Genomic DNA, 26137 nt, shown 5'->3' on the forward strand with positions numbered 1-26137 from the left:
CCCGTCCTACCCCCGCCGCGATGACCGTGGTGGCGAGCGTCCCTCGTACCCGCGTCGTGACGACCGCGGTGACCGTCCCACCGGTGGCGACCGCCCGTCCTACCCGCGCCGTGACGACCGTGGTGGGGACCGTCCGTCCTACCCGCGCCGTGACGACCGCGGCGGCGACCGCGGTGGCGACCGTGGCGGGTTCCGTGGTGGCCGTGACGATCGCGGTGGTGACCGTGGTGGCTACCGTGGTCGCGATGACCGTGGCGGCGACCGCGACTTCCGCTCCGACCGGGACCCGGTCAAGCGCCTTCCGATCGACGAGGACGTCACCGGCCTCGAGATCGACGCCGATGTGCGCCAGGAGCTGCTGAGCCTGCCCAAGGGCCTGGCCGAAGAGGTCTCCAAGAACCTGGTCATGGTCGCGCGGCTGATCGACGAGGACCCCGAGCAGGCGTACGCGTACTCGCGCATCGCCCTGCGCCTGGCCTCCCGCGTCGCCGCCGTCCGCGAGGCCGCCGGCTTCGCCGCGTACGCCACGCAGAAGTACAGCGAGGCCCTCGCGGAGTTCCGTGCCGCCAAGCGCATGACCGGCTCGGTCGAGCTGTGGCCCGTGATGGCCGACTGCGAGCGCGGCCTTGGCCGTCCGGAGCGGGCGCTGGCCATGGCCGGCGAGCCCGAGGTGCAGAAGCTGGACAAGGCCGGCCAGGTCGAGATGCGTCTCGTCGCGGCCGGTGCCCGGCGGGACCAGGGGCAGCTCGAAGCGGCCATCGTGACCCTGCAGAGCCCGGAGCTGGCCTCCAGCTCCGTCCAGCCCTGGACCGCGCGCCTGCGGTACGCCTACGCCGACGCCCTGCTGGCGGCCGGCCGTGAGGACGAGGCGCGCGAGTGGTTCGGCAAGACCCTCGAAGCGGACAAGGACGGGGCCACCGACGCCTCGGACCGTCTCGCCGAGCTCGACGGTGTCGAGTTCGTCGACGCCGCCGTCGACCTGGCCGACGTCGATGTCGACGGTGAAGGCGAAGGCGACCTCGACATCGAGGACGTCATCGACGACGAGGACGACGAGGACGACGAGGACGCGGCGGAGATCGCCGCGGCCGAGCGCGCCTCCGACGTCGCCGAGTACTACGACGAGGACGACGAGGAGTACGAGCCGCTGGAGCAGTCCGCGGCCGACGCCGACGCCGACGACGCGCAGGACTCGGGCCGCAACAAGGCCTGAAGCACGGTGAACGCATGAGAAAGGGCGGTACCCCACCGGGGGTACCGCCCTTTCTCATGTCCGCAGGGGTTCAGCCCAGGCCGCGCAGGACCAGGCCGGTGGCCGGTTTCGGTCCGAAAGAGGTGGACTTCCGGGGCATGGTGACGCCCTGGCGGGCCAGATCCCGTACGACTTCCTCCCGTACGGGGTGCAGCAGGACGGCGGTGCCCCCGTGCCGTTCGGCCATGGCCACGGTGGACGCGGCGTCGTGGATGTACGTGATCTCCTCGGGGGCGTCCGGCACGTGCCAGAGGGCGTCGAGCAGGGTCGCGTGCAGGACGGTGGCGTCCAGCCGGCGCCAGGCCTCCGGGCGGTCGTGGCGGACCGTGCGGTCGAGGAGCGCCAGATCGGGATCGGTGACCAGGTGGAAGGTGCCGTCGCCGGTGAGGAGGAAGGCGTTGCCGCGTTCCGAGGCGTCCGCGAGGGCGTCCAAGGCCAGCGGGAGCGGTCCGTCGACCGGGGTGACGCGGAAGTGGCCGCCGAGGCCGGCGAGGGCGTCGGAGACCGGGAGCCGGCGCAGCATCCGGTGGATCGCGCGGACCTGGAGCGGGTAGCGGGCGGTGTCCACGAGGAGGACCAGCCCGAAGTCCCACGCCGTGGGGGAGCCGTGCTCCTCCTGGAGGCGCAGGTACGTGGCCCAGCGGTGGTGGCCGTCGGCGATGAGGGCCTGGCGGTGGCTGAGGTCCGCCGTGACGGTGGCGAGCTCGGCCGGGTCCGTGATGGCCCACAGGCGGTGCTGGAAGCCGTCCTCGGTGGTCGTCGACAGCAGGGGCGCGCGCTGGGCGGTCCGCTCGACGACCGCGGCCGCTCCCGTGCCGGGATCCTCGCCCCGGTAGGTGAGGAGCAGGGGTTCGAGGTTGGCGGAGGTGGCCCGCATCAGGCCGGCCCGGTCGGTGACCACGTCCGGCATGACGTCCTCGTGGGGGAGGACGATGCCCGCGTCGGCGGTGGACAGGGCGAGGGCGCCGATGACGCCGCGCTGGAGCAGTCCGGACTTGCGCTGCTCGTACACGTAGAGCGCGGGCTCGGGGTCGGCGCTGAGGATGCCCTCGGCGAGCCAGTCGTGCAGGGTGCGGGCGGCCTGTTCGTTGCGTGCGGCCGGGGTGCCGGCCTGCGGGAGGATCAGGCGGACGATGTTGTGCGGGTCGGCGGATTCGAGGTGGTCGACTCCGTCGGGGCGCACGACCACGTCGTACGGCGGGGAGGTGACGGCGGCGAGGCTGCCGACGCGCTCCGGGACGTAGCGCAGGCCATGGAACGGGATCAGTCGCAGCCCTTGGTCCGCGGTGCGAGGTGTGGTCATTGGTGCATGGTAAGTCGCGTCTCGCCATGCGGGATGATCGGGGCAGTGCAGAATCGGACAAGATCGTTCTCCCCCGGCTACCGCCGGGAGGGCCGTCAGAGGAGCGAACGCGATGACCCGGCAGAGCAGGACCAGTCCCGCGGCGAGTGAGCAGAGTCTGCACCAGGCGTACGACACCGCGCTGCTGGACCTCGACGGAGTGGTGTACGCGGGCGGCGAGGCCATCGCGTACGCCGTGGAGTCCCTGGCCGCGGCCCGGGCCGACGGCATGCACCTCGCCTACGTCACCAACAACGCGCTGCGGACCCCGGACGCCGTCGCGGAGCACCTGGGCGAGCTGGGCATCCCGACGGAGGCGGCCGAGGTGATCACCTCGGCGCAGGCGGTGGCCCGGCTGATCTCGGAGCAGGTGGAGCCGGGGTCGAAGGTGCTGGTGATCGGCGGGGAGGGGCTTCGGGTCGCGCTGCGCGAGCGCGGGCTGGTGCCGGTGGAGTCGGCCGAGGAGGAGGGCCTGGCGGCGGTGGTGCAGGGGTACGGGGGTCCCGAACTGCCGTGGGGGCGCTTCGCGGAGGCCTCGTACGCGATCAACCGCGGGGTGCCGTGGTACGTGTCGAACACCGACCTGACGATCCCGGGGGCGCGCGGGATCGGGCCGGGCAACGGGGCCGCGGTGGAGGTCGTACGGATCGCCACGGGCGCGGAGCCGCAGGTGGCGGGCAAGCCGCTGCCCCCGATGCACCGGGAGACGGTGCTGCGGACGGGTGCGGAGCGGCCGCTGGTGGTCGGGGACCGGCTCGACACCGACATCGAGGGCGCCTTCAACGGGGAGGTGGACTCGCTGCTGGTGCTCACCGGGGTGACGGACGCGGAGCAGCTGGTGCGGGCCGAGCCGAGGCACCGGCCGACGTACGTGGACCGGGACCTGCGGGGGCTGCTGACGGGCCAGCCGGAGGTGGAGCCGGTCGCCGAGGGGTTCCGCTGCGGGGGCTGGACCGCGGTCGCGCTGAACCGCGGGGTCCTGGAGCTGCGCGGGGAGGGCGGGGATCCGGTCGACGGGCTGCGCGCGCTGTGCGCCGCGGCCTGGACGGCGGCCGGGGACGGGGTCTGCACGCTGGACGCGGCGAAGGCGCTGGCCAGGCTGGGTCTTTAGGGCCGAACGGGTGATCCGTGCGAGGCGGAGGGTAGGCTAACCTAACTCGCGTGTTGGTCGAGAGCCCCCCTGAACCCGAACCGAGCACGGCGCCCGAACAGGCCGCCGTCGCCCGCCCGCGCCATGCCGCGCGCGTCGCCGGTCTGCTGGCCGCCCTCGCGGTGCTCGCGCTGATCGCGGTCGTGAGCATCGCGGTGGGCGCCAAGCAGATGCCCCTGGACGAGGTCTGGCACGGCCTGTTCGCCTACGCGGGGACGCCGTCCGACGTGGTGGTGCGGGACCTGCGGGTCCCGCGCACGCTCCTCGGGCTGATGGTCGGACTGGGCCTCGGCCTGTCCGGTGCGGTGATGCAGGCGCTGACCCGCAACCCGCTGGCCGAGCCCGGCATCCTCGGCGTCAACGCCGGCGCCGCGGCCGCCGTGGTCACCGCGATCAGCTTCTTCGGCGCCACGTCGATCCGCGAGTTCGTGTGGTGGGCCTTCCTGGGCGCCGCCGTCGTCTCGGTCGTCGTGTACGTGCTCGGCGGCAGCCGCAGCGCCACCCCGGTGCGCCTCGCGCTCGCCGGTACGGCGGCCAGCGCGGCCCTGGTCGGCTACATCAACGCCGTGCAGCTGATGGACAGCAAGGCGCTGGACAAGCTCCGCTTCTGGACGGTGGGTTCGCTGGCCTCGGCCAACATGGACACCGTCCGCCAGGTGGCCCCCTTCCTGATCGTCGGCGCGGTGCTCGCGCTGTCGCTCGGCCGGCCGCTGAACGCGATGGCCATGGGCGACGACACGGCGCGGGCGCTCGGCGCGCACCTGATGCGGACCCGGATCGCCGCCATGGTCGCCATCACCCTGCTGTGCGGTGCGGCGACCGCCGCGTGCGGGCCCATCGTCTTCATCGGCCTGATGATCCCGCACCTCGTCCGGGCGTTCACCGGTCCCGACATGCGCTGGGTGCTCGCGTACTCGGCCGTCCTGTCACCCGTCCTGCTGCTCGGCGCCGACGTCGTCGGCCGTGTCGTCACCCGGCCCGCCGAACTGCAGGTCGGCGTCGTGACCGCGCTCATCGGCGGGCCCGTCTTCATCTACCTGGTTCGGCGCAAGAGGATGGCCCAGCTGTGACCGTGACCGCGACCGTGAACGACACACCGCGCAAGGGCCGGTCCGGGCCCCGCCCGCTGCGCCTGCCCGGCGGGATCGCGCTCCGCGTCGAGGGCCGCGCGCTGGCCGTCGGGCTCCTGCTCGCCGCCGCGACGCTCGCACTCGCCGTCCTGCTCATCGGCACCGGCGACTTCGAGATCGCACCGTGGGACGTCGTCCAGACCCTGCTGGGCAACGGCACCCCCGCCAACGACTTCATCGTCAACGACCTGCGGCTGCCGCGGGTCCTGGTCGCCCTCCTCGTCGGGGCCGCCCTCGGGATGGCCGGCGCGGTCTTCCAGTCGGTCTCCCGCAATCCGCTCGGCTCCCCCGACCTGCTGGGCTTCGGGTACGGCTCGGTGGTCGGCGCGCTCGTCGTCATCATCCTCTTCAAGGGCGATGCCAACGAGGTGGCCGTCGGCGCGCTGATCGGCGGCCTGCTGGCCGGAGCCGCCGTCTACCTGCTGGCGTACAAGCAGGGCATCCAGGGCTACCGGCTCGTGCTCGTCGGCATCGGCGCCTCCGCCATGCTCGTCGCCGTGATCCAGTACCTGATCACGAAGGCCCAGATGATCGAGGCCACCCGCGCCACGGTCTGGCTGACCGGCTCGCTGGCCGGCCGCGACTGGGCGCAGGTGTGGCCGCTGCTCGCGCTCTGCGCGGTGCTCTTCCCCCTGATCCTCGGACAGGGCAGGGCGCTGCGGATGATGGAGATGGGCGACGACGCCGCGTACGCCCTCGGGGTGCCAGTGGAGCGGACGCGGCTGCTGCTGATGATCGCGGCGATCCTGCTCACCACCGCGGCGAGCGCGGCGGCCGGGCCCATCAGCTTCGTCGCGCTGGCCGCGCCGCAGCTGGCCCGGCGGCTCACCCGCTCGCCCGGCGGGAACCTGCTGACGGCCGCGCTGATGGGCTCGGTGCTGCTGATGGTGTCCGACTGGACCTCGCAGCGGGCCTTCGGCGCCGACCAGTTGCCGGTGGGCGTGGTGACCGGGCTGGTCGGCGGTGTCTACCTGCTCTGGCTGCTCGTCACCGAGCGCAAGGCGGGACGTATATGAACCTGATGAGGAGTACGCAAGTGCAGCGGCTGACCGCGGAGAACGTGACGCTCGGCTACGACCAGCGGGTCATCGCCGAAGACCTGTCGGTGGAGATCCCCGACCACTCCTTCACGGTGATCGTCGGCCCCAACGCCTGCGGCAAGTCCACGCTGCTGCGGGCCCTGTCGCGGATGCTGAAGCCGTCCGCCGGGCGGGTGCTGCTGGACGGGCAGGCCATCGGGTCGATGCCGGCGAAGAAGGTCGCCAAGACCCTGGGCCTGCTCCCGCAGTCCTCGATCGCGCCGGACGGCATCACGGTCGCCGACCTGGTCGCACGCGGCCGGTACCCGCACCAGGGGCTGCTGCGGCAGTGGTCGGCCGAGGACGAGCGGGTCGTGAACGAGTCCATGGCCTCGACAGGGGTCGCCGAACTCGCCGACCGGGCGGTGGACGAACTGTCGGGCGGGCAGCGGCAGCGGGTCTGGATCGCGATGGCGCTGGCGCAGCAGACGCCGCTGCTGCTGCTCGACGAGCCGACGACCTACCTGGACATCCAGCACCAGATCGACGTGCTGGACCTGTGCGCGGGGCTGCACGAGAACCAGGGGCGGACGCTGGTCGCGGTACTGCACGACCTGAACCACGCGGCCCGTTACGCGACGCACCTGATCGCGATGCGGGGCGGGAAGGTCGTGGCGGAGGGGGCGCCGGCGGAGGTGGTGACGGCGGAGCTGGTGGAGCAGGTGTTCGGCCTGAAGTGCCAGATCATCGACGATCCGGAGACGGGTACTCCGTTGGTGATTCCGGCGGCGCGTCGGTCCCGTGCGGGGGCCCACGCGGTGGCGTAGCGGGTGCCGCGCCGTTGCCGGGGGCGCTGCCCCCGGAACCCCCGCGCCTCAAACGCCGGCGGGGCTGAAGGTCAGAGCAGGCTCTTGAGGCGGAGGAGGTCGCGGAAGCCGGCTTCGAGTTTGACTCGGCCGGAGGCCCAGGCCTTGGCGAACTTGAGGTGGCCCGCGACCAGGGCGAGGAGGTCGTCGCCCGCCATCGCGAGGCGGATCTCGGCCTTGGCGGCCGGCGGGCCGGGGGCGACCGCGTCCACGCGGATGCGGCCCCCGTCGAGGCGGCCCGTGAACGTCTCGTCGAGGTCCGTGATGTGGCAGCTCAGGGAGCGGTCGAGCGCGGCCGCGCCGCGTACGCCGCCGTCGGCCCGGGCGAGATTGTCGGAGAGGGTGTCGAGTGCTGCGCGGCACTCCTGGATCGTAGCCATCGTGATCACGACCGTACCGCAGAGCCGTGCGTGGTCGCGGGGCGCTTCGGGGTAGCGTCGGGGCATGACCGACGAAGCCCAGGGCGCAGCAGAAGCCGACGGCGAGGCCTCCGCCGGGCCCGCGGGGCCCGTGGCGCTGGGCGTCGCACGCACGCCCACCGGACACGCAGGCGTGGACGCGCACCTGGCGCGGCTGGCGGACGCGGACCACCTCGCGGCGGACGGACACGTCGAGGTGTACGAGGATGTGCACCGGGGGCTGCGCGAGGCGCTGACCGCGCTGGACGCACCGCCCGTCCCTGGTCCGTACGAAAACAGGAGCTGAACCGAACGTGGCAGGAGTGGCACGCCGCCGCCTGGACGCCGAACTGGTACGCCGCAGCATGGCCCGCTCGCGCGAGCACGCCGCGCAGCTGATCGCCGCGGGCCGGGTGACCGTGGGCGGCACCACCGCGACCAAGGCCGCCACCCAGGTCGAGACGAGCGCGGCGCTGGTCGTCCTCAAGGACGACAGCGATCCCGACTACGTCTCGCGGGGCGGCCACAAGCTCGCGGGCGCGCTGGCGGCCTTCCAGCCGCAGGGGCTGCGCGTGGAGGGCCGCCGCGCGCTGGACGCCGGGGCCTCCACGGGCGGGTTCACCGACGTGCTGCTGCGCGCGGGCGTCGCCCACGTGGTGGCCGTCGACGTCGGCTACGGGCAGCTCGCCTGGTCGCTGCAGAGCGACGACCGGGTGACGGTCAAGGACCGGACGAACGTGCGCGAGCTGACCGTCGAGCAGATCGACGGGATCGCGGTCGGCCTCGTCGTCGGCGACCTGTCCTTCATCTCCATCGGGCTGGTGCTGCCCGCGCTCGTACGGTGCTGCGCGCCGGACGCCGACCTGGTGCTGATGGTGAAGCCGCAGTTCGAGGTCGGCAAGGACCGGCTGGGCAGCGGCGGGGTCGTGCGCAGCCCGGAGCTCCGGGCGGAGGCCGTGCGCGAGGTGGCGGCGCAGGCGGCGAAGCTCGGTCTGGGCGTTCTCGGGGTCACGGCGAGTCCGCTGCCGGGACCGTCGGGCAACGTCGAGTACTTTCTGTGGCTGCGGGCGGGGGCACCGGCACTCGACCCGGCGGATGTTGACCGTGCAGTGGCGGAGGGGCCGCAGTGACAGATTCAACGGGGGAACGCACCGTATTCCTGCTCGCGCACACCGGACGGCCGGCGGCCATCCGCAGCGCGGAGCTGGTCGTCAAGGGACTGCTGCGCTGCGGGCTGGGCGTACGGGTCTTCGCGCACGAGGCGGTGGACCTGCCGCTGCCGCCCGAGGTGGAGCTCGTCACCGAGTCCACGCCGGGGGTGCTCGACGGATGTGAGCTGCTGGTCGTGCTGGGCGGGGACGGGACCCTGCTGCGGGGCGCGGAGCTGGCGCGCGCCTCGGGGGTGCCGATGCTGGGCGTCAACCTGGGCCGGGTGGGGTTCCTCGCCGAGGCCGAGCGTGACGACCTGGACAAGGTCGTGGACCGGGTGGTGTCGCGCTCGTACGAGGTCGAGGAGCGGATGACCCTCGACGTGGTCGTGCGCACGAACGGCGACGTGGTCCACCGGGACTGGGCGCTGAACGAGGCCGCGGTCCAGAAGGTGTCCCCGGAGCGGATGCTGGAGGTGGTCCTGGAGATCGACGGGCGCCCGGTGACCGGCTTCGGCTGTGACGGGATCGTCTGCGCGACTCCGACGGGCTCGACGGCCTACGCCTTCTCCGCGGGCGGGCCGGTGGTCTGGCCGGAGGTGGAGGCGCTGCTGATGGTGCCGATCAGCGCGCACGCGCTGTTCGCGAAGCCGCTGGTGACCTCGCCCACCTCGGTGCTGGCGGTGGAGGTGCAGGCCGGCACCCCGCACGGCGTGCTGTGGTGTGACGGCCGGCGGATGCTGGAGCTGCCGTCCGGGGCCCGCGTGGAGGTCCGGCGCGGGGCGGTGCCCGTGCGGCTCGCCCGGCTGCACCACGCGTCCTTCACGGACCGGCTCGTCGCGAAGTTCGCGCTGCCGGTGTCGGGTTGGCGCGGAGCGCCCCACTAGCGGGTGTTCCGGCGTGTCGTCCATCGTGCTTAATAGCACATCCGTTCGGAGAACTCGGGGCGGGTGACGTCACATGGCACCGGTGAAACCTCGGTATCGTCGTCCCGTGCTTGAGGAGATGCGGATACGGTCGCTCGGGGTCATCGACGACGCGGTGGTCGAGCTGTCGCCCGGTTTCACCGCGGTGACCGGCGAGACCGGCGCGGGCAAGACGATGGTCGTCACCAGCCTCGGGCTGCTGCTCGGCGGTCGCGCCGACCCGGCCCTGGTGCGGATCGGGGCCAAGGCCGCGGTCGTCGAGGGCCGCATCGTCCTGCGCCCCGGCGCGCCCGCCGCCCTACGCGCCGAGGAAGCCGGGGCTGAGCTCGACGACGGCGCCCTGCTGATCAGCCGGACCGTGTCCGCCGAGGGACGCTCGCGCGCCCACGTCGGCGGCCGGTCCGTGCCCGTCGGCCTGCTCGGCGAACTCGCGGACGACCTGGTCGCCGTACACGGCCAGACCGACCAGCAGGGGCTGCTGCGCCCGGCCCGGCAGCGGCAGGCGCTCGACAGGTACGCCGGGGACGCCGTCGCCGTCCCCCTGGAGAAGTACGGATCCGCCTACCGCAGGCTCCGCTCCGTCGCCGTCGAGCTGGAGGAGATCACCACCCGGGCCCGGGAACGGGCCCAGGAGGCGGACCTGCTGCGCTTCGGGCTGGACGAGATCGCCGCCGTGGAACCGGTGGCCGGCGAGGACACCGAGCTGGCGGCCGAGGCCGAACGGCTCGGGCACGCCGAATCGCTGGCCTCGGCGGCGCAGCTGGCGCACGGCGCGCTCGCGGGCAATCCCGAGGACCCCGAGGCCATCGACGCGAACATGCTCGTCGCGGGCGCCCACCGCGCCCTGGAATCCGTACGGTCGCACGACCCGGCGCTCGGCGCGCTCGCCGAGCGGATCGGGGAGCTGGGCATCCTGCTGTCCGACGTGGCCGGGGAACTGGCGGGCTACGCCGACGACCTGGACGCCGATCCGCTGCGGCTGGCCGCCGTGGAGGAGCGGCGGGCGGCCCTGACCCAGGTGACCCGCAAGTACGGCTCGGACGGCACCGTGGACTCCGTGCTGGAGTGGGCCGAGCAGGGCGCGGCGCGGCTGCTGGAACTGGACGGCGACGACGAGCGGATCACCGAGCTGACCGTCGAGCGGGACGGGCTGCGCTCCGAACTGTCACTGCTGGCGCAGGCGTTGACGGACGCCCGGGTGGAGGCGGCGACCCGCTTCGCCTCCGCCGTGACGGAGGAGCTGGCCTCGCTGGCGATGCCGCACGCCCGGGTGACCATCGACGTCCGGCAGGCCGAGGACGCGGACGGAGTGGAGGTGGGCGGCCGTCCGGTCGCCTACGGACCTTCGGGCGCGGACGAGGTCGAACTGCTGCTGGCCCCGCACCCCGGCGCCCAGCCGCGGCCGATCGCCAAGGGCGCCTCGGGCGGTGAGCTGTCCCGGGTGATGCTCGCCGTCGAGGTCGTCTTCGCCGGCTCCGACCCGGTGCCGACCTACCTCTTCGACGAGGTCGACGCGGGGGTCGGCGGCAAGGCGGCGGTCGAGGTGGGCCGGCGCCTCGCGAAGCTCGCCAAGTCGGCGCAGGTCGTGGTCGTCACGCACCTGCCGCAGGTGGCGGCCTTCGCCGACCGTCAGCTGCTCGTCGAGAAGACCAACGACGGGTCCGTCACCAGGAGCGGGGTCACCGTCCTGGAGGGCGAGGCCCGGATCCGCGAGCTGTCGCGCATGCTCGCGGGGCACGAGGACTCGGTCTCCGCGCGGGCCCACGCCGAGGAACTGCTGGCGGCGGCGCGCGCGGACGCGTGAGCCGCGAGGGGTGACACGGTCGCGGAAGGGCCCGGCGCGCACGGCGCGGCGGGCCCTTCGCCGCGCCGGAGGCCGTGCGCGGGCGGGGCGGGCGGCCCGCCGGGGTGACGCGACACTAGGCCGTGTGGGTGAGGCTGGGGGGTGTCCTGCGGTATCTCGTACGGGATCCGCACCCGTATGGTCCCGGAACGCGCGTGCGGACTGGCATCCTTGGCGACGTCTCTGACTCCCTCACCCTGGAGCTTCGGCCCGTGAGCAGCTCCCCGGTCTCCACCTCCCTCCCGGCACAGCCCTACGGGCGCCCGCCGCTCCGCACCGTCCAGGTACTCGGCGACGGCGCGGGCGCGGGCAGCTGCGCGCACGTACGGTCGCTCGCGACCGGGCTCGCCGCACGCGGCGTACGGGTCACCGTGTGCGCACCCGTCCAGGCCGAGGGGGAGTACGACTTCACCGGCGCCGGGGCGGAGTTCGCGCCCGACGCGGTGAGCGCCCTGCGGGCCGCGTGCGCCGGCGCGGACGTCGTGCACGCCCACGGCGTGCGCGCCGGGCTGCGCGCCGCGCTGGCCATGCGGGGGCGCCGGGTGCCGCTGGTGGTGAGCTGGCACGGCGACGGGCCCACGACCGCGGGCGCGCTGGGGCGGCTGAGCCGGATGCTGGAACGGCACGTGGCGCGGGCCGCGGCGGTCGTCCTCGGGGCCTCCTCGGACCTGGTGGACCTCGCGCGGCTGCGGGGCGCCCGGGACGCACGGCTCGCACCGGTGGCCGTACCGGCGGGCCCCGCCGGAACCGAGGCGGCGGATCCGGGCAAGGTACGGGCGGAACTCGGGGCGGTCGAGCGGCCGTTGCTGATCACCGTCGGCAGCCTGGTGCCGCACCGCGGGTACTCCCTGCTGCTCGACGCGGCGCGGGAGTGGCGGGCGCTGGAGCCGGCCCCGCTGCTGGTGATCGCCGGTGAGGGCCCGCTCCGGGCCGAACTGTCGCGGCGGATCCAGGCCGAGGGGCTCCCGGTACGGCTGCTCGGACGCCGCCGGGACGCGGCGCAGCTGCTGGCGGCCGCGGACCTGGCGGTCCTGCCGAGCCGGCGCGTGGCACGGGCCCTGCTGGCGCAGGAGGCACTGCGGGTGGGGGTGCCGCTGGTGGCCACGGCGGTGGGGGGCGTGCCGGAGCTGGTGGGGGAGGGCGCGGTACTGGTCCCGCCGGGCGACGCGGCGGCGCTCGCCGCGGCCGTGACCGGCCTGCTGGCGGACCCGGAGCGGAGGGCTGCGCTGGCGGTTGCGGGGCGGGCGCAGGCGGCGACGTGGCCGTCCGAGGACGACACGGTCGCGCAGGTCCTGTCCGTCTACGACGAATTGATGGAACGCCGGCGTTAGCCTCCCGGCGGGGTCGCACCCCAAAGACCGGGGCTCCGCCCCGGACCCCGCGCCTCAAACGCCGGCGGGGCTGGATTTTGCGGGCTGGATTGCCGCGGAGCGGCAATTTCAGCCTCGCCGGCGTTTGAGGCGCGGGTCCGGGCGGAGCCCGGGGAACGGTGGAAGGGCGGGTAGGGGACAGCCCCGCAGGGCGCCGTCTGTGCAGGCGGCCGCCCAGGCATCGGCGCGACCCCGGCGAGGCCCGCCAGGGCCAGGACGTGCGGGGAGGGCGTCAAGAAGGAGACGGGGCGTGGCGGCGGGCGCGGAGGGCCAGGCTCAGGGAGAGGACCGTTTCGGGGTCGTCCAGGTCCGTGCCCAGGAGTTCCGAGATGCGGGCCAGCCGGTTGTAGAGGGTCTGGCGGTTCAGGTGGAGCTCGCGGGCCGTCTCCGCCTTGCGGCCCGCATGGGCCAGGTACGTCTCCAGCGTGGGCAGGAGCGGCGGGCGGGACGTGGTGTCGTGGGTGCGGAGCGGGCCGATCGCCCGGTCCACGAAGGCCGCCAGGTCGGGGTGTTCGCGCAGCCGCCACAGGAGCAGGTCGATGTCCAGCCGCCGCGCGTCGTACCAGGGCCGCGCCGGCAGGCCGTGGGCCGCCGTGGCGGTCTCCGCGGCGTGCCGCAGACCCGCCGACGCGGCCGCCCAGCCGCCCGCGACGCCGACGACCACGGCCGGCGGGGCGGCGGCACGGTCCAGGCCCGCCCGTTCGACGCCGGCCCGCAGCGCGGCCGAGACCCGGTCCGCCACTGCCGTGCGTTCCGATTCGGCCCGCAGGGACACGAGGAGGGGCACACGGCCCTCGACCGGGCGGACGCCCAGCAGGACCGGCACCCCGACGGACGACAGCTCCTCCAGGACCGCGCGGGCCAGGACGGCCCAGTTCCCGGACGGGCCGAGGTCCGAGGAGAGCCGCATGACCACCGGCAGCAGCGGCCCCGCCCCCGGCTTGAAGCCCAGGACGCGGGCCTGCGCAGGGGCGTCCTCCGCCGAGATGCGGCCCTCCGCCAGGTCCGTCAGGAAGTCGCCGCGGCCGCGCGCCGCCAGCTCCTCCTCCTGCCGCGCCTGCATCAGCACGACGGCCAGCACGCCGGCCGTGCGCTCCGCCGCCATCCGGTGCACCGGCTGCAGCGGCGCCGAGACGCCGACCAGGACGACGCGGGCCCGCACCGAGCCCGTGCCGTGGCCGCCGCCCGGTACGTCGACCACCACCGTGTTCGCCGACGGCTCGGCCTCGCGCTGGCCCCGTAGGCCCTCCCACACCTGCAGCGGGTCCGCGCCCGCGTCCCCGGCGGCGCTGCCGGCCGCGTACAGCAGCTGGCCGTCGGGGGTCTCCAGGAAGACCGGGTTCCCGGTGAAGTCGGCGAGGATCCGCAGCACCTGCGGGATGCCCCCGCCGCCCAACAGGGCCTCCGTGCAGCGCCGGTGGACCTCCTCGGCCCGCTGGAGCAGCGCGTAGTGGTGGTTGACGATCTCGGTGTGGACCTCCTCCGTGACGGCGACGAAGGGGACCTCCCGGTGGAGCTGGACCAGCGGCAGTCCCGCCGTGCGCGCGGTCTCCACGATCGTGGCGGGCAGCCGGGTGAAGCGCGGTCCCAGCTCGACCACCAGCGCGGCGATCCCGCGGTCCGCGAGGCGGCGTACGAAGGCACGCTGCTCGGCGGGCCGCGTGCCCAGGCCGAGACCCGTGGTCAGCAGCAGCTCGCCGCCCTTGAGCAGGGAGGCGATGTTCGGGACCTCGCCCGCGTGCACCCAGCGGACGGTCCGGCCGAGGCGGTCCGCGCACGCCACCACCTCGGGCAGCCCGCTGCGCAGTCCCGGCAGCTCAAGTGCCCGCTGAACCGTGATCCCGCCCTGATTGTCCATGTCGCGGGACGCTATCAGGGGGTCAGACCGGCCGGATGTTGTGGTTGAAGCGGAAGATGTTGTCCGGATCGTACTGCCGCTTCAGCTCGCCCAGCCGCCGCATGTTCGCGCTGCCGAGACCCGAGACCACCCGGTCCCCGCCCTCGTCCCCGGTGAAGTTCAGGTACACCGCGCCGGTGCTCCACGGCCGGGCGTCCGCCCGGACGTCCTTGACCCACTGCCGGCACCTCTCGTCGTCCGCCTCGTCCTCCCAGATCCCGAACGGGTGCACCGCCCAGGGCGCGTCGCGGTACGGCACCGGGTAGTCGGCCGGGCCGGAGGCGATGGCACCGCCCTGCGGGAACACCAGGTGCTGGGTGCCGGTCGGCACCGGCATGGACGCGGCGCGGGCGCAGAAGGCGTCCACGAATGCGTCGGGGAGACCGGTGAGGTACTCCGCCGACCAGTAGTTCCGCAGGCCCGGCGGGTCGTCGATCATGCACTGGAGGTCGGCGTACGGGATGGCCGTGACGATCTCGGACTCGTGGGGGATCGCCAGCAGCGGCCGCGCCAGCTCGCGCATCTCCTCCTCCGGGCCCGCGTACGTCAGCAGCGCACCGGCCAGCAGCAGCCCGACCAGGTGCGGCGGTACGAAGTCCTCGGGCGGGCCGGTCACGTACAGGGCGGCGCCGGACGCCTCCGGCGGACCGGCCTCGACGAGGTCCCGGAACGCGCGGACCACCTCGGGCCCGCGCTCGGGCAGGTACAGCACGAACGCGATGGACATGGCGGGCAGTTCGTGCAGGCGCAGGGTCAGCGAGGTGGCGATGCCGAAGTTCCCGCCGCCGCCGTGCAGCCCCCAGAACAGCTCGGGGTGGTCCTCGGCGGTCACGTGCAGCAGCTCGCCGTCCGCGGTGACCAGGTCCACGCCCAGCAGGTTGTCGACCGCCAGGCCGAACTTCCGGTCCAGCCAGCCGGTCCCGCCGCCCAGGACGAAGCCGCCGACGCCGGTGGTGGAGGCCCGGCCGCCGGTGGTGGCCAGGTCGTAGGGCTGGCAGGCCCGGTCCAGGTGGCTCATCGTGGCCCCGCCCTCGACGTGCGCGGCCCTGGCCGCCGGGTGGACCGTCACCTCGTGCATCCGCCGCAGGTCCACGACGAGGCCGCCGTCGTTGAGGGACATCCCGGCCACGCTGTGCCCGCCGCCGCGCACGGCGACCTTCAGGTCGAGGTCCCTCGCGAAACGCACGGCGGTCACCACGTCCGCCGCGCTCTCGCACTGGGCGATGACGGCGGGCTTGCGGTCGATCATCGCGTTGAAGACCTTCCGGGCCCCGTCGTACCCCGGGTCCTGCGGGGTGAACACCTCGCCGGACAGGTCCTCGCGGAGCGCGGTCAGCGCCGCGCCCGCCTTCGAGAGGGGAGCCATGGCCACCCCTTCCACCGGAGGGCAAAGGACCCTTCCAGCGTAGGGGGCGGGGTTCGGCGGGGCGCGCCGAGGAGCGCGCGCCTCGTACGCCCGAGCGGGGTCCCAGCCGAGCCCCCGCCCGCGTACGCCCGGGGAGCGCGCTACCCCCCGTACGCCCCGCTCGCCGTCAGCCGCAGCGCCGTGTCGATCAGCGGAACGTGGCTGAAGGCCTGCGGGAAGTTCCCCACCTGCCGCTGGAGCCGCGGATCCCACTCCTCCGCCAGCAGACCCAGGTCGTTGCGCAGCGACAGCAGCCGCTCGAACAGCCGCCGCGCCTCGTCCACCCGGCCGATCATCGCCAGGTCGTCGGCCATCCAGAACGAGCAGGCCAGGAAGGCTCCCTCGTCGCCCTCCAGGCCGTCCACGCCGGCCTCGTCGCCCGCCGTCGGGTAGCGCAGGATGAACCCGTCGGGCGTGGACAGCTCGCGCTGGATCGCCTCGATCGTGCCGATGACCCGCTTGTCGTCCGGCGGCAGGAAGCCCATCTGCGGGATCAGCAGCAGGGAGGCGTCCAGCTCCTTCGACCCGTACGACTGGGTGAAGGTGTTGCGCTCCTTGTCGTAGCCCTTCTCGCACACGTCCTCGTGGATCTCGTCGCGCAGCTCGCGCCACCGTTCCAGCGGACCGTCCGCGTCCCCGCTCTCGATCAGCTTGATCGTGCGGTCCACGGCGACCCAGGCCATCACCTTCGAGTGCACGAAGTGGCGGCGCGGGCCGCGCACCTCCCAGATGCCCTCGTCCGGCTGGTCCCAGTGGGTCTCCAGGTAGCGGATCAGCTTGAGCTGGAGCAGCGAGGCGTAGTCGCTGCGGGCGAGGCCCGTCATGTGGCCCAGGTGCAGGGCCTCGGTGACCTCGCCGTAGACGTCGAGCTGGAGCTGGCCGGCGGCGCCGTTGCCGACGCGGACCGGGCGGGAGTTCTCGTAGCCGGGCAGCCAGTCCAGCTCGGTCTCGCCGAGCTCCCGTTCGCCCGCGATCCCGTACATGATCTGCAGGTTCTCCGGGTCGCCGGCCACCGCGCGCAGCAGCCACTCGCGCCAGGCGCGGGCCTCCTCGCGGTAGCCGGTGCGCAGCAGCGAGGAGAGGGTGATCGCCGCGTCGCGCAGCCAGGTGTAGCGGTAGTCCCAGTTGCGGACCCCGCCGATCTCCTCCGGCAGTGAGGTGGTCGGCGCGGCGACGATCCCGCCCGTGGGGCCGTACGTGAGGGCCTTGAGGGTGATCAGGGAGCGGACCACGGCCTCCCGGTAGGGCCCGTGGTAGGTGCACTGGTCGACCCATTCGCGCCAGAAGTCGGTGGTCGACTCCAGGGCCGCCCCGGCGTCCGGGGGGTCCGGCGCGTCCTTGTGGGAGGGCTGCCAGCTGATGCTGAAGGCCATCCGGTCGCCGGGTCCGACCGTGAAGTCGGAGTACGTCGTCAGGTCCTTGCCGTACGTCTGGGCCTCGGTGTCCAGCCAGACCGAGTCGGGGCCGGCGACGGCGACCGTGCGCCCGTCGACCTTGTGGACCCAGGGCACGACCCGCCCGTAGCTGAAGCGCATCCGCAGTGCCGAGCGCATCGGGACGCGCCCGCTGACGCCCTCCACGATGCGGATCAGCTGCGGCGCGTGGTCCTCGCGGGGCGGCATGAAGTCGATCACGCGCACCTTTCCGCGGGGCGTGTCCCACTCCGACTCCAGCACCAGCGAGTCACCGCGGTAGCGGCGGCGGTCGGCACGCGGGGCCTCGGAGCCGGCCGGGTACGCCGGGCCGATCCGCCAGAACCCGTGATCCTCGGTGCCCAGAATGCTCGCGAACACGGCATGGGAGTCGAAGCGTGGCAGGCACAGCCAGTCCACCGCCCCGTCCCGGCAGACCAGCGCCGCGGTCTGCATGTCCCCGATCAGTGCGTAATCCTCGATGCGCCCGGACACGTTGCATCTCCAGTCGAACGGCCACGTCCGCCCCGAAGGGCGCTTGCATTGCGCGTATGCGCGGTCACCTGTGGGTGGGGATCTCCGCGTTGAGCCCATGATTCCGCATATCGGCTCGGTTAGGCCGTCTGACGGACTGCCCGGCGGTGATGTTCGCAATATCCGAGCAGGATATGACGGCACCCTAGTGATCTCCTTAAGCCGCGGAAGAATGCCGCTGGGCCGAACGGGTGAGCCGGCGCCACGCCGGCCCGGCGCACTTCGGCGCCCTGCTACCGGCCGCTGACGCCGCGTGGCCGGAGGCGGACCGGCCCGGGCGCTGATAGGCTGGTACCCCGTGGACCGGTGGTCTGCCTGTGCGAATCAGGAGCCCCGAAACCGCAGCTTCGGCGCCCCCTGAGACCCCTCCGGATCGACGGTGGCCGGCGCCGGACGCACCTCACCTCGCGACCACGGGAGCCCCCTCTTGGCGATGCCGCCCAAATCAATGACGACCAAGCACATCTTCGTCACCGGGGGTGTCGCTTCCTCCCTCGGCAAGGGCCTGACGGCCTCGAGCCTGGGTGCGCTGCTGAAGGCGCGCGGTCTTCGGGTCACGATGCAGAAGCTCGACCCGTACCTGAACGTCGACCCGGGCACGATGAACCCGTTCCAGCACGGCGAGGTGTTCGTCACCAACGACGGCGCCGAGACCGACCTGGACATCGGTCACTACGAGCGCTTCCTCGACGTCGACCTCGACGGCTCGGCCAACGTCACCACCGGCCAGGTCTACTCGCAGGTCATCGCCAAGGAGCGGCGCGGCGAGTACCTCGGTGACACCGTGCAGGTCATCCCGCACATCACCAACGAGATCAAGCACCGCATCCGCCGCATGGCGACCGAGGACGTCGACGTCGTCATCACCGAGGTCGGCGGCACCGTCGGCGACATCGAGTCGCTGCCGTTCCTGGAGACCGTCCGCCAGGTCCGCCACGAGGTCGGCCGCGACAACGTCTTCGTCGTGCACATCTCGCTGCTGCCCTACATCGGCCCCTCCGGCGAGCTCAAGACCAAGCCGACCCAGCACTCGGTCGCGGCCCTGCGCAACATCGGCATCCAGCCCGACGCGATCGTGCTGCGCGCCGACCGCGACGTCCCGACCTCCATCAAGCGCAAGATCTCGCTGATGTGCGACGTGGACGAGGCGGCCGTGGTCGCGGCCATCGACGCCAAGTCGATCTACGACATCCCGAAGGTCCTGCACACCGAGGGCCTGGACGCGTACGTCGTGCGCAAGCTCGACCTGCCCTTCCGCGACGTCGACTGGACGGTGTGGGAGGACCTGCTGGACCGCGTCCACAACCCCGACCACGAGGTCAAGGTCGCGCTCGTCGGCAAGTACATCGACCTGCCCGACGCCTACCTGTCGGTGACCGAGGCGCTGCGCGCCGGCGGTTTCGCCAACAAGGCCCGGGTCCAGATCAAGTGGGTCGCCTCCGACGACTGCAAGACCGCGGTCGGCGCGGCGGCGCAGCTGGCCGACGTGGACGCGATCTGCGTGCCCGGCGGCTTCGGCGACCGCGGGGTCAACGGCAAGGTCGGCGCGATCACCTACGCCCGCGAGAACAAGATCCCGCTGCTCGGCCTGTGCCTGGGCCTGCAGTGCGTGGTCATCGAGGCCGCGCGGAACCTAGCGGGCATCGATGACGCCAACTCCACCGAGTTCGACGCCTCCACCCCGCACCCGGTCATCTCGACGATGGAGGAGCAGCTGGCCTTCGTCGAGGGCGCGGGCGACCTGGGCGGCACCATGCGCCTGGGCATGTACCCGGCGAAGCTCGCCGAGGGCTCGATCGTCCGTGAGGTCTACGGCGACCAGGCCTACGTGGACGAGCGCCACCGCCACCGGTACGAGGTCAACAACTCCTACCGCGGCGAGCTGGAGAAGAAGGCCGGTCTGGTCTTCTCCGGAACCTCCCCGGACAACAAGCTCGTCGAGTACGTCGAGTACCCGCGCGAGGTGCACCCCTACCTGGTGGCCACCCAGGCCCACCCGGAGCTGCGCTCGCGCCCCACGCGCCCGCACCCGCTGTTCGCGGGCCTGGTCAAGGCGGCCGTGGAGCGGCAGCAGTCCGCGAAGTGAGCGCCTGACCGCATAACGTAGACAGCCGGGGCACGGATCGTGCCCCGGCTGTCGCGTTCTCGGGAAGGTATCGGCCATGGCCATGGGCAACGACATCGGCAACGACATCGTGGACACACCGGAGTCGTGGGAGGTCGTCGCCTCGCGCACCCCGTTCGAGGGCGCGAAGACGTCCGTCAAGTCGGACCAGGTCCGGATGCCCGACCGTTCGGTGGTGCGCCGCGACTACCAGGTGCACCCGGGCTCGGTGTGCGTGCTCGCCCTCGACGAGCAGCAGCGGGTGCTGGTCCTGCGGCAGTTCCGGCACCCGGTACGGCACCGGCTGTGGGAGCTGCCGGCGGGGCTGCTGGACGTGGCGGGGGAGAACCCGCTGCACGCGGCGCAGCGGGAGCTGTACGAGGAGGCGCACGCCAAGGCGGAGGACTGGCGGGTGCTGGCCGACTTCTTCACCTCCCCGGGAGGCTCGGACGAGGCGGTACGGGTCTTCCTGGCGCGGGACCTCGCGGAGGCGGAGGGGGAGCGGTACGCGGTCTCGGACGAGGAGGCGGACATGGAGATCGCCCGTGTTCCTCTCGGGGACCTGGTACGCGGGATCCTCGCGGGCGAGCTGGGCAACCCGGGGCTGGTGACGGGGGTCCTGGCCCTGTCCGCCGCGCTGGCCTCCGAGGGCGGCCTCGAAGCCCTCCGCCCGGCCCTGGCCCCCTGGCCGGCCCGCCCGTACGAGGCGTAGCCCGCGGCGCCGTTGCCGGGGCTCCGCCCCGGACCCCGGTCCTCAAGCGCCGGACGGGCTGAATCTCCAGCCCCGCCGGCGTTTGAGGCGCGGGTCCGGGCGGAGCCCGGGGAACGGTGGAAGGGCGGGTAGGGGAGGGCTTCGCGCAGCGGCGGGCTCGCAGGCGGCAGACGGCCCGCGCATGCCCCGAAGCCCCGCCCGAAGGAACGGCGGACGGAGTCCGGCGCAGCGGCGCGAAGCCGGTGAGGCCCCCCGGGGCCGAGTCCGCGCGAGCGGCGCGTGAAAAAGAGGACCATCCGCTGATCCGATTGGGGGATTTGCCCGCCGCGCTCCACACGGGTCGTCGCTCTCCGTGAACTACGCTCGCCATCCGAAGGCAGGGAGAGGAGCGGATCCGTGACGGATTTCGTCGGGCGGCGGCGTGAGCTCAAGGAGCTGCGCGAGGACATCGCGCGGACCGGGCTCGACACCCTCTCCGGCCGGAAGGCCAAGGCGCCCCGGGCGAGGGTGCTGCTCGTCGCCGGGCGGCCGGGCTCCGGGCGGACGGCCCTCGCCGAGGAGTTCGTGCGCGAGGTGGCGGGCGAGTACCCCGACGGGGTGCTCCGGACCCGGCTCGTCCTCCCCGGAGGGGAGACGGTGGACACCGAGCGCGCCGTCAGGGGCCTGCTGGAAGGGCTCGGGCGGCCCACCCCGCCCGGAGCGGGCGAGGACGAGCTGAGCTCGGCCCTCCGCACCGCGCTCGACGGCCGACGGGTGATCATCCTCGTCGACGACGCCGCCGATCCGCACCAGGTCGACGCCCTGCTGCCGGACACCCCCGAGTGCCTCGTCGTGGTCACCTCCGAGGGGCCCCTCACGGGGATTCCGGACGTGCGGCCCTGCACCCTCGGCGGGCTCGACACGCCCTCCGCCGTGGAGCTGCTCGCCCAGCACATCGGCGACACCCGCGTCACCGCCGATCCCCGGGCCGCCGACGCCCTCGCCGAGGAATGCGGGGGCCAGCCCGCCGCGCTCGGTCTCGTCGGCGGGTGGCTCGCCGCCCGGCCCAAGGCCTCCGTCGCCGATGTGGCCAAGCAGCTGCACGAGATGCCGGCCCTCACCGGCGGCCCGCTCGCCCGGTGTTTCCGGCTCGTCTACGAGTCCCTGCCGCAGCCCGCCCAGCGGACCCTGCGGCTGCTGCCGCTGGCCCCGGCCGGCCTCGTCGACTCGCACACCGCCTCCGCCCTCGCCGGCTGCTCCGTGGCCGGCGCCCAGGCCACGCTGGACGATTTCGCCGGGCTGGGGCTCGTACAGGGCGCGCACAACGGGCTGTTCCTGCTGCCCGGCTGCCTCGCACCGCTGCTCCAGGCCCTGCTGGAGGCCAAGGAGCGGCCCGCCGAGGTGCAGCTGGCCCGGGCGCGGATGCTGGAGCGCACGGTCCGGCTGCTGCACTCCTGCGGGGCGATGGCCTCGGCGGACGAGGACGACGTACGGGAGGTGCTGGACGGCCTGCCGCGCGCCCTGCGGTTCCCGGACCGGCGGGCCGCCGCCACCTGGCTGGACACCCGGCTGCCCGCGCTCGCCGCGGCCGCCTCGCTGGCCGTGGCCGACGGGGAGCTGGACACCCTGGCCCGCAGGCTGGTCGCCGCCCTCGTACGGGCCCTCGCGGAGCACCGGGGCACCGCCGGGGCCGCCCCGGAGCTGTACGGGCTGCACCGGCTGGTCCTGGACGTGGCGGAGCGCCGCGACCTGCACCGGGAGCAGGCCGCCGCGCTGCTGAACCTGGCCGATCTGGACGCCGAGACCGGCCGGACCCACGAGGCCCTGGAGCGCTACCGGGCCGCGCTGGTCGCGGGAAAGGCCGCCGGGGACCCGTACGCGACCGGCCGCGCGATGGAATCCGTAGGAGGCGCGTACCAGGAGCTGGCGGACTGGCACCGGGCCGCCGACTGGTTCGGCCGGGCGCTCTCCCAGGCCCTCGCGCGGGGGGAGCGCGCGGACGAGGCCCGGCTGTACGGGCGGCTGGGGAACGTGCACACGTACGCGGGCCGGTACGGGGACGCGCTGCGCAGCTGGCGGGCGGCCGCCGCGGGCTACCGGAAACTGGCCGATGTGCCAGGTCAGGCCAAGGCGTTGAGCGAGATGGCGCGGGTCCAGGAGTACGCGGGCCGGCCCGAGGAATCGCTGCACACCTGCCGTGAGGCGGTGGAGCTCGCGCGCAGGGCCGGCGACCAGCGGCTTCAGGCCGCTCTGCAGGTCCGGCTGGCCGACACGCTCGACCGGCTGGGCGACCCCGCGGCCGCCAGGCTGCACCGCTCCGCAGCCGACAGATTGCTGGGAGACGACCCCGCAGCCTGCGAAATCCGCAGTGATATCGACTGAGATTATTTGTTTGCAAGGCTAGACAGCGCGTCGTCCTTCATTAGACTGGCTTCACCACAACATCCCGTGGTGCATCCCGTTGCGCGTTCTTGTGGGCGGGTATGTATGAAAGTGCCCCGAAAAATCCCCTGAGCCAAGGACCGTGATCGACGATGAAGGTCGGCATCCCCCGCGAGGTCAAGAACAACGAGTTCCGGGTCGCCATCACGCCTGCCGGCGTGCATGAGCTGGTCCGCAACGGCCACCAGGTCTTCGTCGAGCAGAACGCCGGTGTCGGCTCCTCGATCACGGACGCCGAGTACGTCTCGGCCGGTGCGGAGATCCTCGGCACCGCCGACGAGGTCTGGGCCACCGCCGACCTGCTGCTGAAGGTCAAGGAGCCGATCGCGGAGGAGTACCACCGCCTCCGCAAGGACCAGACCCTCTTCACCTACCTGCACCTCGCGGCCTCCCGCGAGTGCACGGACGCCCTGCTGGAGTCCGGCACCACCGCCATCGCGTACGAGACGGTCGAGCTCGCCAACCGCGCGCTGCCCCTGCTCGCCCCGATGTCCGAGGTCGCGGGCCGGCTGGCCCCGCAGGTCGGCGCCTACCACCTGATGCGCTCGGCCGGCGGCCGCGGCGTCCTCCCGGGCGGTGTCCCCGGCACCCACGCCGGTGAGTGCGTGGTCATCGGCGGCGGCGTCTCCGGCTGGAACGCCGCGCAGATCGCCATCGGCATGGGCTTCCACGTGACCCTGCTCGACCGCGACATCAACAAGCTCCGCGAGGCCGACAAGATCTTCGGTACGAAGATCAAGACGATCGTCTCCAACGCCTACGAGCTCGAGAAGGCCGTCGTCGAGGCCGACCTCGTCATCGGCGCGGTGCTGATCCCGGGTGCGAAGGCCCCGAAGCTGGTCACCAACGAGCTCGTCGCCAAGATGAAGCCCGGAAGTGTACTTGTCGACATTGCGATCGACCAGGGCGGCTGCTTCGAGGACTCCCGTCCGACCACCCACGCCGAGCCGACCTTCCAGGTCCACAACTCGGTCTTCTACTGCGTCGCCAACATGCCGGGCGCGGTGCCGAACACCTCCACCTACGCGCTGACGAACGCCACGCTGCCCTACATCGTGCAGCTCGCGAACCTCGGCTGGGTCGAGGCGCTGCGCCGTGACCCCGCGCTCGGCCTGGGCCTCAACACCCATGACGGGCAGGTCGTTTACGGTCCGGTCGCCGAGGCGCACGGCCTCGAGACCCTCGAGCTGAGCACGCTCCTCGGCTGACGCGTCAACGACTGACGTCAATCTCACGTATCCGGCCGGACGCGTTTGCGGCATGCCCCGAGACCCCGCTCAACTCGCCTCGAACGTAACCCTTTAACCCTTTCGCGCACCCGCGAAACTTCGCAGCGACAGCTCGCACGCCCTTGACAGAGTGGTGTTCGGTTGCCGACACATCGTGCCGGGTCCGGCGGATTGTGTTGCCGCTGAGTGGTGACACGCCATAGAGTCGCCAACCGTCGGCATGGTGCCACGCTGACCTATCGATAAGTGTCCTGGTCACGTCCGAGGAGGTAAGACGACTTGTGAATGAGTCGACATTTGCCCCTGGGGGTGGTCGAGCAGGGATGCCCGAGCGGGGCCAAGGCCCTACCGGGCTCGAAGCCGTCGGCTCCGTCGCGGTACGCACCTTCGCAAACCACCAGCACATGACGACGCCCCAAAAGAGCATGGACGGCCTAGACGTGAACTCCAGGGCCGGCGACCTGAGCGGCGAAAAGCCCACTGGTTTCGCCGACTACGACAATGTGCCCGAAGGGCACTTCTACGACCCCGACGCGGAGTACGAACCGGACCCCGAGTACGCGGCCACCCTCGCCCCCGACGCTGCCCGCCAGCGCCGTGAGCGGATCGGCCCGACCGGACGCCCGCTTCCGTACTTCCCGATCCCGGGTCCGCTGACCGACCACGGTCCGGCGAAGATCATCGCGATGTGCAACCAGAAGGGCGGCGTGGGCAAGACCACGTCGACCATCAACCTGGGTGCCGCGCTCGCCGAGTACGGGCGCCGCGTGCTGCTCGTCGACTTCGACCCGCAGGGCGCGCTGTCCGTGGGTCTCGGCGTGAACCCGATGGAACTCGACCTGACGGTCTACAACCTGCTCATGGAGCGGGGCATGTCGGCCGACGAGGTGCTGCTCAAGACGGCGGTCCCCAACATGGACCTGCTGCCGAGCAACATCGACCTGTCCGCTGCCGAAGTGCAGTTGGTCAGTGAGGTCGCGCGCGAGTCCACCCTGCAACGGGCCCTGAAGCCCCTGATGGCCGACTACGACTACATCGTGATCGACTGTCAGCCCTCGCTCGGTCTGCTGACCGTGAACGCCCTGACGGCGGCTCACAAGGTCATCGTCCCGCTGGAGTGCGAGTTCTTCGCGCTGCGCGGCGTGGCGCTGCTGACCGAGACCATCGAGAAGGTGCAGGAGCGGCTCAACCCCGAGCTGGAGCTCGACGGCATCCTCGCCACGATGTACGACTCCCGTACGGTGCACAGCCGTGAGGTGCTGGCGCGCGTCGTCGAGGCCTTCGACGACCACGTCTACCACACGGTCATCGGCCGCACGGTGCGCTTCCCGGAGACCACGGTCGCCGGCGAGCCGATCACGACGTACGCGTCCAACTCCGTCGGCGCCGCCGCCTACCGCCAGCTGGCCAGGGAGGTGCTCGCCCGGTGTCACGCCGAGTGAGTCTGCCCGGAGCCGACGAACTGTTCCGTACGACCGGGGGGATGGCGCTCCAGTCGTCCTCGCCGCGGCGCGGGGTCGACGAGGCACCCGTCGCGGAACACTCGGCGAGTTCGGCCGAGGGCACGGCGGGGGAGGGCCGCAGCCGGGAGGCTGAGGCCGGTACGGCATCCGGCGGGCCCGTCGTGGGGCAGCCGCGACGACCGCAGGAAGGTTCTGTCAGCCCCGCCGGCCCGGCCGGCGGGGCGGTCGCCGCCCCGACCGGAGCGACCCGCCGGGGCAAGGGGCAGGGCCGGGGCGCCAACCGGCGCCCCAGCGGCCGCGAACGGCACGACGAGAAGATCACGGTCTACGTCTCCGCCGAGGAGCTCATGGACCTGGAACACGCGCGGCTGGTGCTGCGCGGGGAGCACGGGCTGGCCGTCGACCGGGGCCGCATCGTCCGTGAGGCGGTGGCGGTGGTCCTCGCCGACCTCGAGTCCCGTGGGGACGCCAGCATCCTGGTCCGCCGCCTGCGCGGCCGCTGACCGCCCCCGGCCG

At 73.0% G+C, this 26137-nt stretch carries 21 protein-coding genes; 16 read left to right on the forward strand and 5 right to left on the reverse strand.

The features are described from left to right. Nucleotides 1-343: 343 nt before the first annotated feature. Nucleotides 344-1213, forward strand: a complete 870-nt coding sequence (locus tag ACFYZ4_RS35895; RefSeq protein ID WP_390785998.1) for a hypothetical protein — start codon at nucleotides 344-346, stop codon at nucleotides 1211-1213. Between the two features lie 70 nt (nucleotides 1214-1283). Here ACFYZ4_RS35895 and ACFYZ4_RS35900 read toward each other — a convergent pair whose 3' ends face one another. After that, entirely contained in the window at nucleotides 1284-2555 is a 1272-nt protein-coding gene (locus tag ACFYZ4_RS35900) for a DUF1015 domain-containing protein (protein ID WP_351302657.1), read from the reverse strand. Between the two features lie 112 nt (nucleotides 2556-2667). Here ACFYZ4_RS35900 and ACFYZ4_RS35905 point away from each other — a divergent pair, with 112 nt between their 5' ends. From ACFYZ4_RS35905 to ACFYZ4_RS35920, 4 genes are read left to right on the forward strand one after another with little or no spacing between them, the layout of a single operon-like run. Then, complete coding sequence (locus tag ACFYZ4_RS35905) at nucleotides 2668-3705, forward strand: HAD hydrolase-like protein (RefSeq protein WP_384352218.1); 1038 nt, start codon at nucleotides 2668-2670, stop codon at nucleotides 3703-3705. Nucleotides 3706-3755: 50 nt separating this feature from the next. Then, nucleotides 3756-4814, forward strand: coding sequence for a FecCD family ABC transporter permease (locus ACFYZ4_RS35910; RefSeq protein ID WP_384352221.1), 1059 nt, complete (start codon nucleotides 3756-3758; stop codon nucleotides 4812-4814). 2 nt (nucleotides 4815-4816) lie between these two features. Next, on the forward strand, nucleotides 4817-5890 hold the full coding sequence (locus tag ACFYZ4_RS35915) for a FecCD family ABC transporter permease (RefSeq protein WP_390785999.1): 1074 nt from the start codon (nucleotides 4817-4819) through the stop codon (nucleotides 5888-5890). Continuing rightward, entirely contained in the window at nucleotides 5887-6720 is an 834-nt protein-coding gene (locus ACFYZ4_RS35920) for an ABC transporter ATP-binding protein (protein ID WP_390785944.1), read from the forward strand. Before ACFYZ4_RS35915 ends, ACFYZ4_RS35920 begins: the two co-directional genes overlap by 4 nt. Before the next feature lie 71 nt (nucleotides 6721-6791). On the opposite strand, the gene ACFYZ4_RS35925 is transcribed toward ACFYZ4_RS35920, so the two are convergent. Then, on the reverse strand, nucleotides 6792-7139 hold the full coding sequence (locus ACFYZ4_RS35925) for an SCP2 sterol-binding domain-containing protein (protein ID WP_351302644.1): 348 nt from the start codon (nucleotides 7137-7139) through the stop codon (nucleotides 6792-6794). A 64-nt stretch (nucleotides 7140-7203) separates the two neighbouring features. On the opposite strand from ACFYZ4_RS35925, the gene ACFYZ4_RS35930 reads away from it, so the two are divergent. The 5 genes from ACFYZ4_RS35930 to ACFYZ4_RS35950 all read left to right on the forward strand — a co-directional run bounded on the left by ACFYZ4_RS35930 (nucleotide 7204) and on the right by ACFYZ4_RS35950 (nucleotide 12405). Further along, nucleotides 7204-7464 (forward strand): hypothetical protein, encoded by a 261-nt coding sequence (locus tag ACFYZ4_RS35930; protein ID WP_390785945.1) that lies wholly within the window; start codon nucleotides 7204-7206, stop codon nucleotides 7462-7464. Nucleotides 7465-7471: 7 nt separating this feature from the next. Next, nucleotides 7472-8287, forward strand: coding sequence for a TlyA family RNA methyltransferase (locus ACFYZ4_RS35935; RefSeq protein ID WP_390785946.1), 816 nt, complete (start codon nucleotides 7472-7474; stop codon nucleotides 8285-8287). After that, the gene (locus ACFYZ4_RS35940) at nucleotides 8284-9192 is read left to right on the forward strand and encodes an NAD kinase (protein WP_351302636.1); all 909 of its coding nucleotides are present in this window, start codon (nucleotides 8284-8286) and stop codon (nucleotides 9190-9192) included. The genes ACFYZ4_RS35935 and ACFYZ4_RS35940 overlap by 4 nt, the downstream gene beginning before the upstream one ends. A gap of 118 nt (nucleotides 9193-9310) precedes the next feature. Beyond that, complete coding sequence (gene recN / locus ACFYZ4_RS35945) at nucleotides 9311-11035, forward strand: DNA repair protein RecN (protein WP_351302660.1); 1725 nt, start codon at nucleotides 9311-9313, stop codon at nucleotides 11033-11035. A 251-nt stretch (nucleotides 11036-11286) separates the two neighbouring features. Then, nucleotides 11287-12405, forward strand: coding sequence for a glycosyltransferase family 4 protein (locus tag ACFYZ4_RS35950; protein ID WP_390785947.1), 1119 nt, complete (start codon nucleotides 11287-11289; stop codon nucleotides 12403-12405). A gap of 271 nt (nucleotides 12406-12676) precedes the next feature. Here ACFYZ4_RS35950 and ACFYZ4_RS35955 read toward each other — a convergent pair whose 3' ends face one another. From ACFYZ4_RS35955 to ACFYZ4_RS35965, 3 genes are all read right to left on the reverse strand, one after another. Continuing rightward, nucleotides 12677-14302 (reverse strand): PucR family transcriptional regulator, encoded by a 1626-nt coding sequence (locus tag ACFYZ4_RS35955; RefSeq protein ID WP_351303848.1) that lies wholly within the window; start codon nucleotides 14300-14302, stop codon nucleotides 12677-12679. A 22-nt stretch (nucleotides 14303-14324) separates the two neighbouring features. Beyond that, a complete protein-coding gene (locus tag ACFYZ4_RS35960) occupies nucleotides 14325-15707 on the reverse strand; it encodes an FAD-binding oxidoreductase (RefSeq protein WP_351303845.1) in 1383 nt (460 codons plus the stop codon). Nucleotides 15708-15847: 140 nt separating this feature from the next. Further along, nucleotides 15848-17653, reverse strand: a complete 1806-nt coding sequence (locus ACFYZ4_RS35965; protein WP_351303842.1) for a glycoside hydrolase family 15 protein — start codon at nucleotides 17651-17653, stop codon at nucleotides 15848-15850. Between the two features lie 472 nt (nucleotides 17654-18125). Between ACFYZ4_RS35965 and ACFYZ4_RS35970 the strand changes: the two genes are divergently transcribed. The 6 genes from ACFYZ4_RS35970 to ACFYZ4_RS35995 all read left to right on the forward strand — a co-directional run bounded on the left by ACFYZ4_RS35970 (nucleotide 18126) and on the right by ACFYZ4_RS35995 (nucleotide 26124). Continuing rightward, nucleotides 18126-19778 carry a CTP synthase gene (locus ACFYZ4_RS35970; protein WP_351303840.1) on the forward strand — a complete coding sequence of 551 codons (1653 nt, stop codon included), beginning with the start codon at nucleotides 18126-18128 and terminating at the stop codon, nucleotides 19776-19778. 76 nt (nucleotides 19779-19854) lie between these two features. Next, nucleotides 19855-20508 (forward strand): NUDIX hydrolase, encoded by a 654-nt coding sequence (locus tag ACFYZ4_RS35975; RefSeq protein ID WP_351303837.1) that lies wholly within the window; start codon nucleotides 19855-19857, stop codon nucleotides 20506-20508. A gap of 396 nt (nucleotides 20509-20904) precedes the next feature. Beyond that, nucleotides 20905-22869: a tetratricopeptide repeat protein gene (locus tag ACFYZ4_RS35980; protein ID WP_351298632.1), complete on the forward strand. Its 1965-nt coding sequence runs from the start codon at nucleotides 20905-20907 to the stop codon at nucleotides 22867-22869. A gap of 152 nt (nucleotides 22870-23021) precedes the next feature. After that, nucleotides 23022-24137 (forward strand): alanine dehydrogenase, encoded by a 1116-nt coding sequence (gene ald / locus ACFYZ4_RS35985; protein WP_351298629.1) that lies wholly within the window; start codon nucleotides 23022-23024, stop codon nucleotides 24135-24137. A gap of 344 nt (nucleotides 24138-24481) precedes the next feature. After that, nucleotides 24482-25600, forward strand: coding sequence for a ParA family protein (locus tag ACFYZ4_RS35990; protein WP_319726258.1), 1119 nt, complete (start codon nucleotides 24482-24484; stop codon nucleotides 25598-25600). After that, nucleotides 25585-26124 (forward strand): hypothetical protein, encoded by a 540-nt coding sequence (locus tag ACFYZ4_RS35995; protein WP_351298625.1) that lies wholly within the window; start codon nucleotides 25585-25587, stop codon nucleotides 26122-26124. Before ACFYZ4_RS35990 ends, ACFYZ4_RS35995 begins: the two co-directional genes overlap by 16 nt. The last annotated feature ends 13 nt before the right edge of the window (nucleotides 26125-26137 follow it).

Origin of the sequence: Streptomyces sp. NPDC001513, assembly GCF_042894695.1 — a bacterium.
GTDB lineage: Bacteria > Actinomycetota > Actinomycetes > Streptomycetales > Streptomycetaceae > Streptomyces.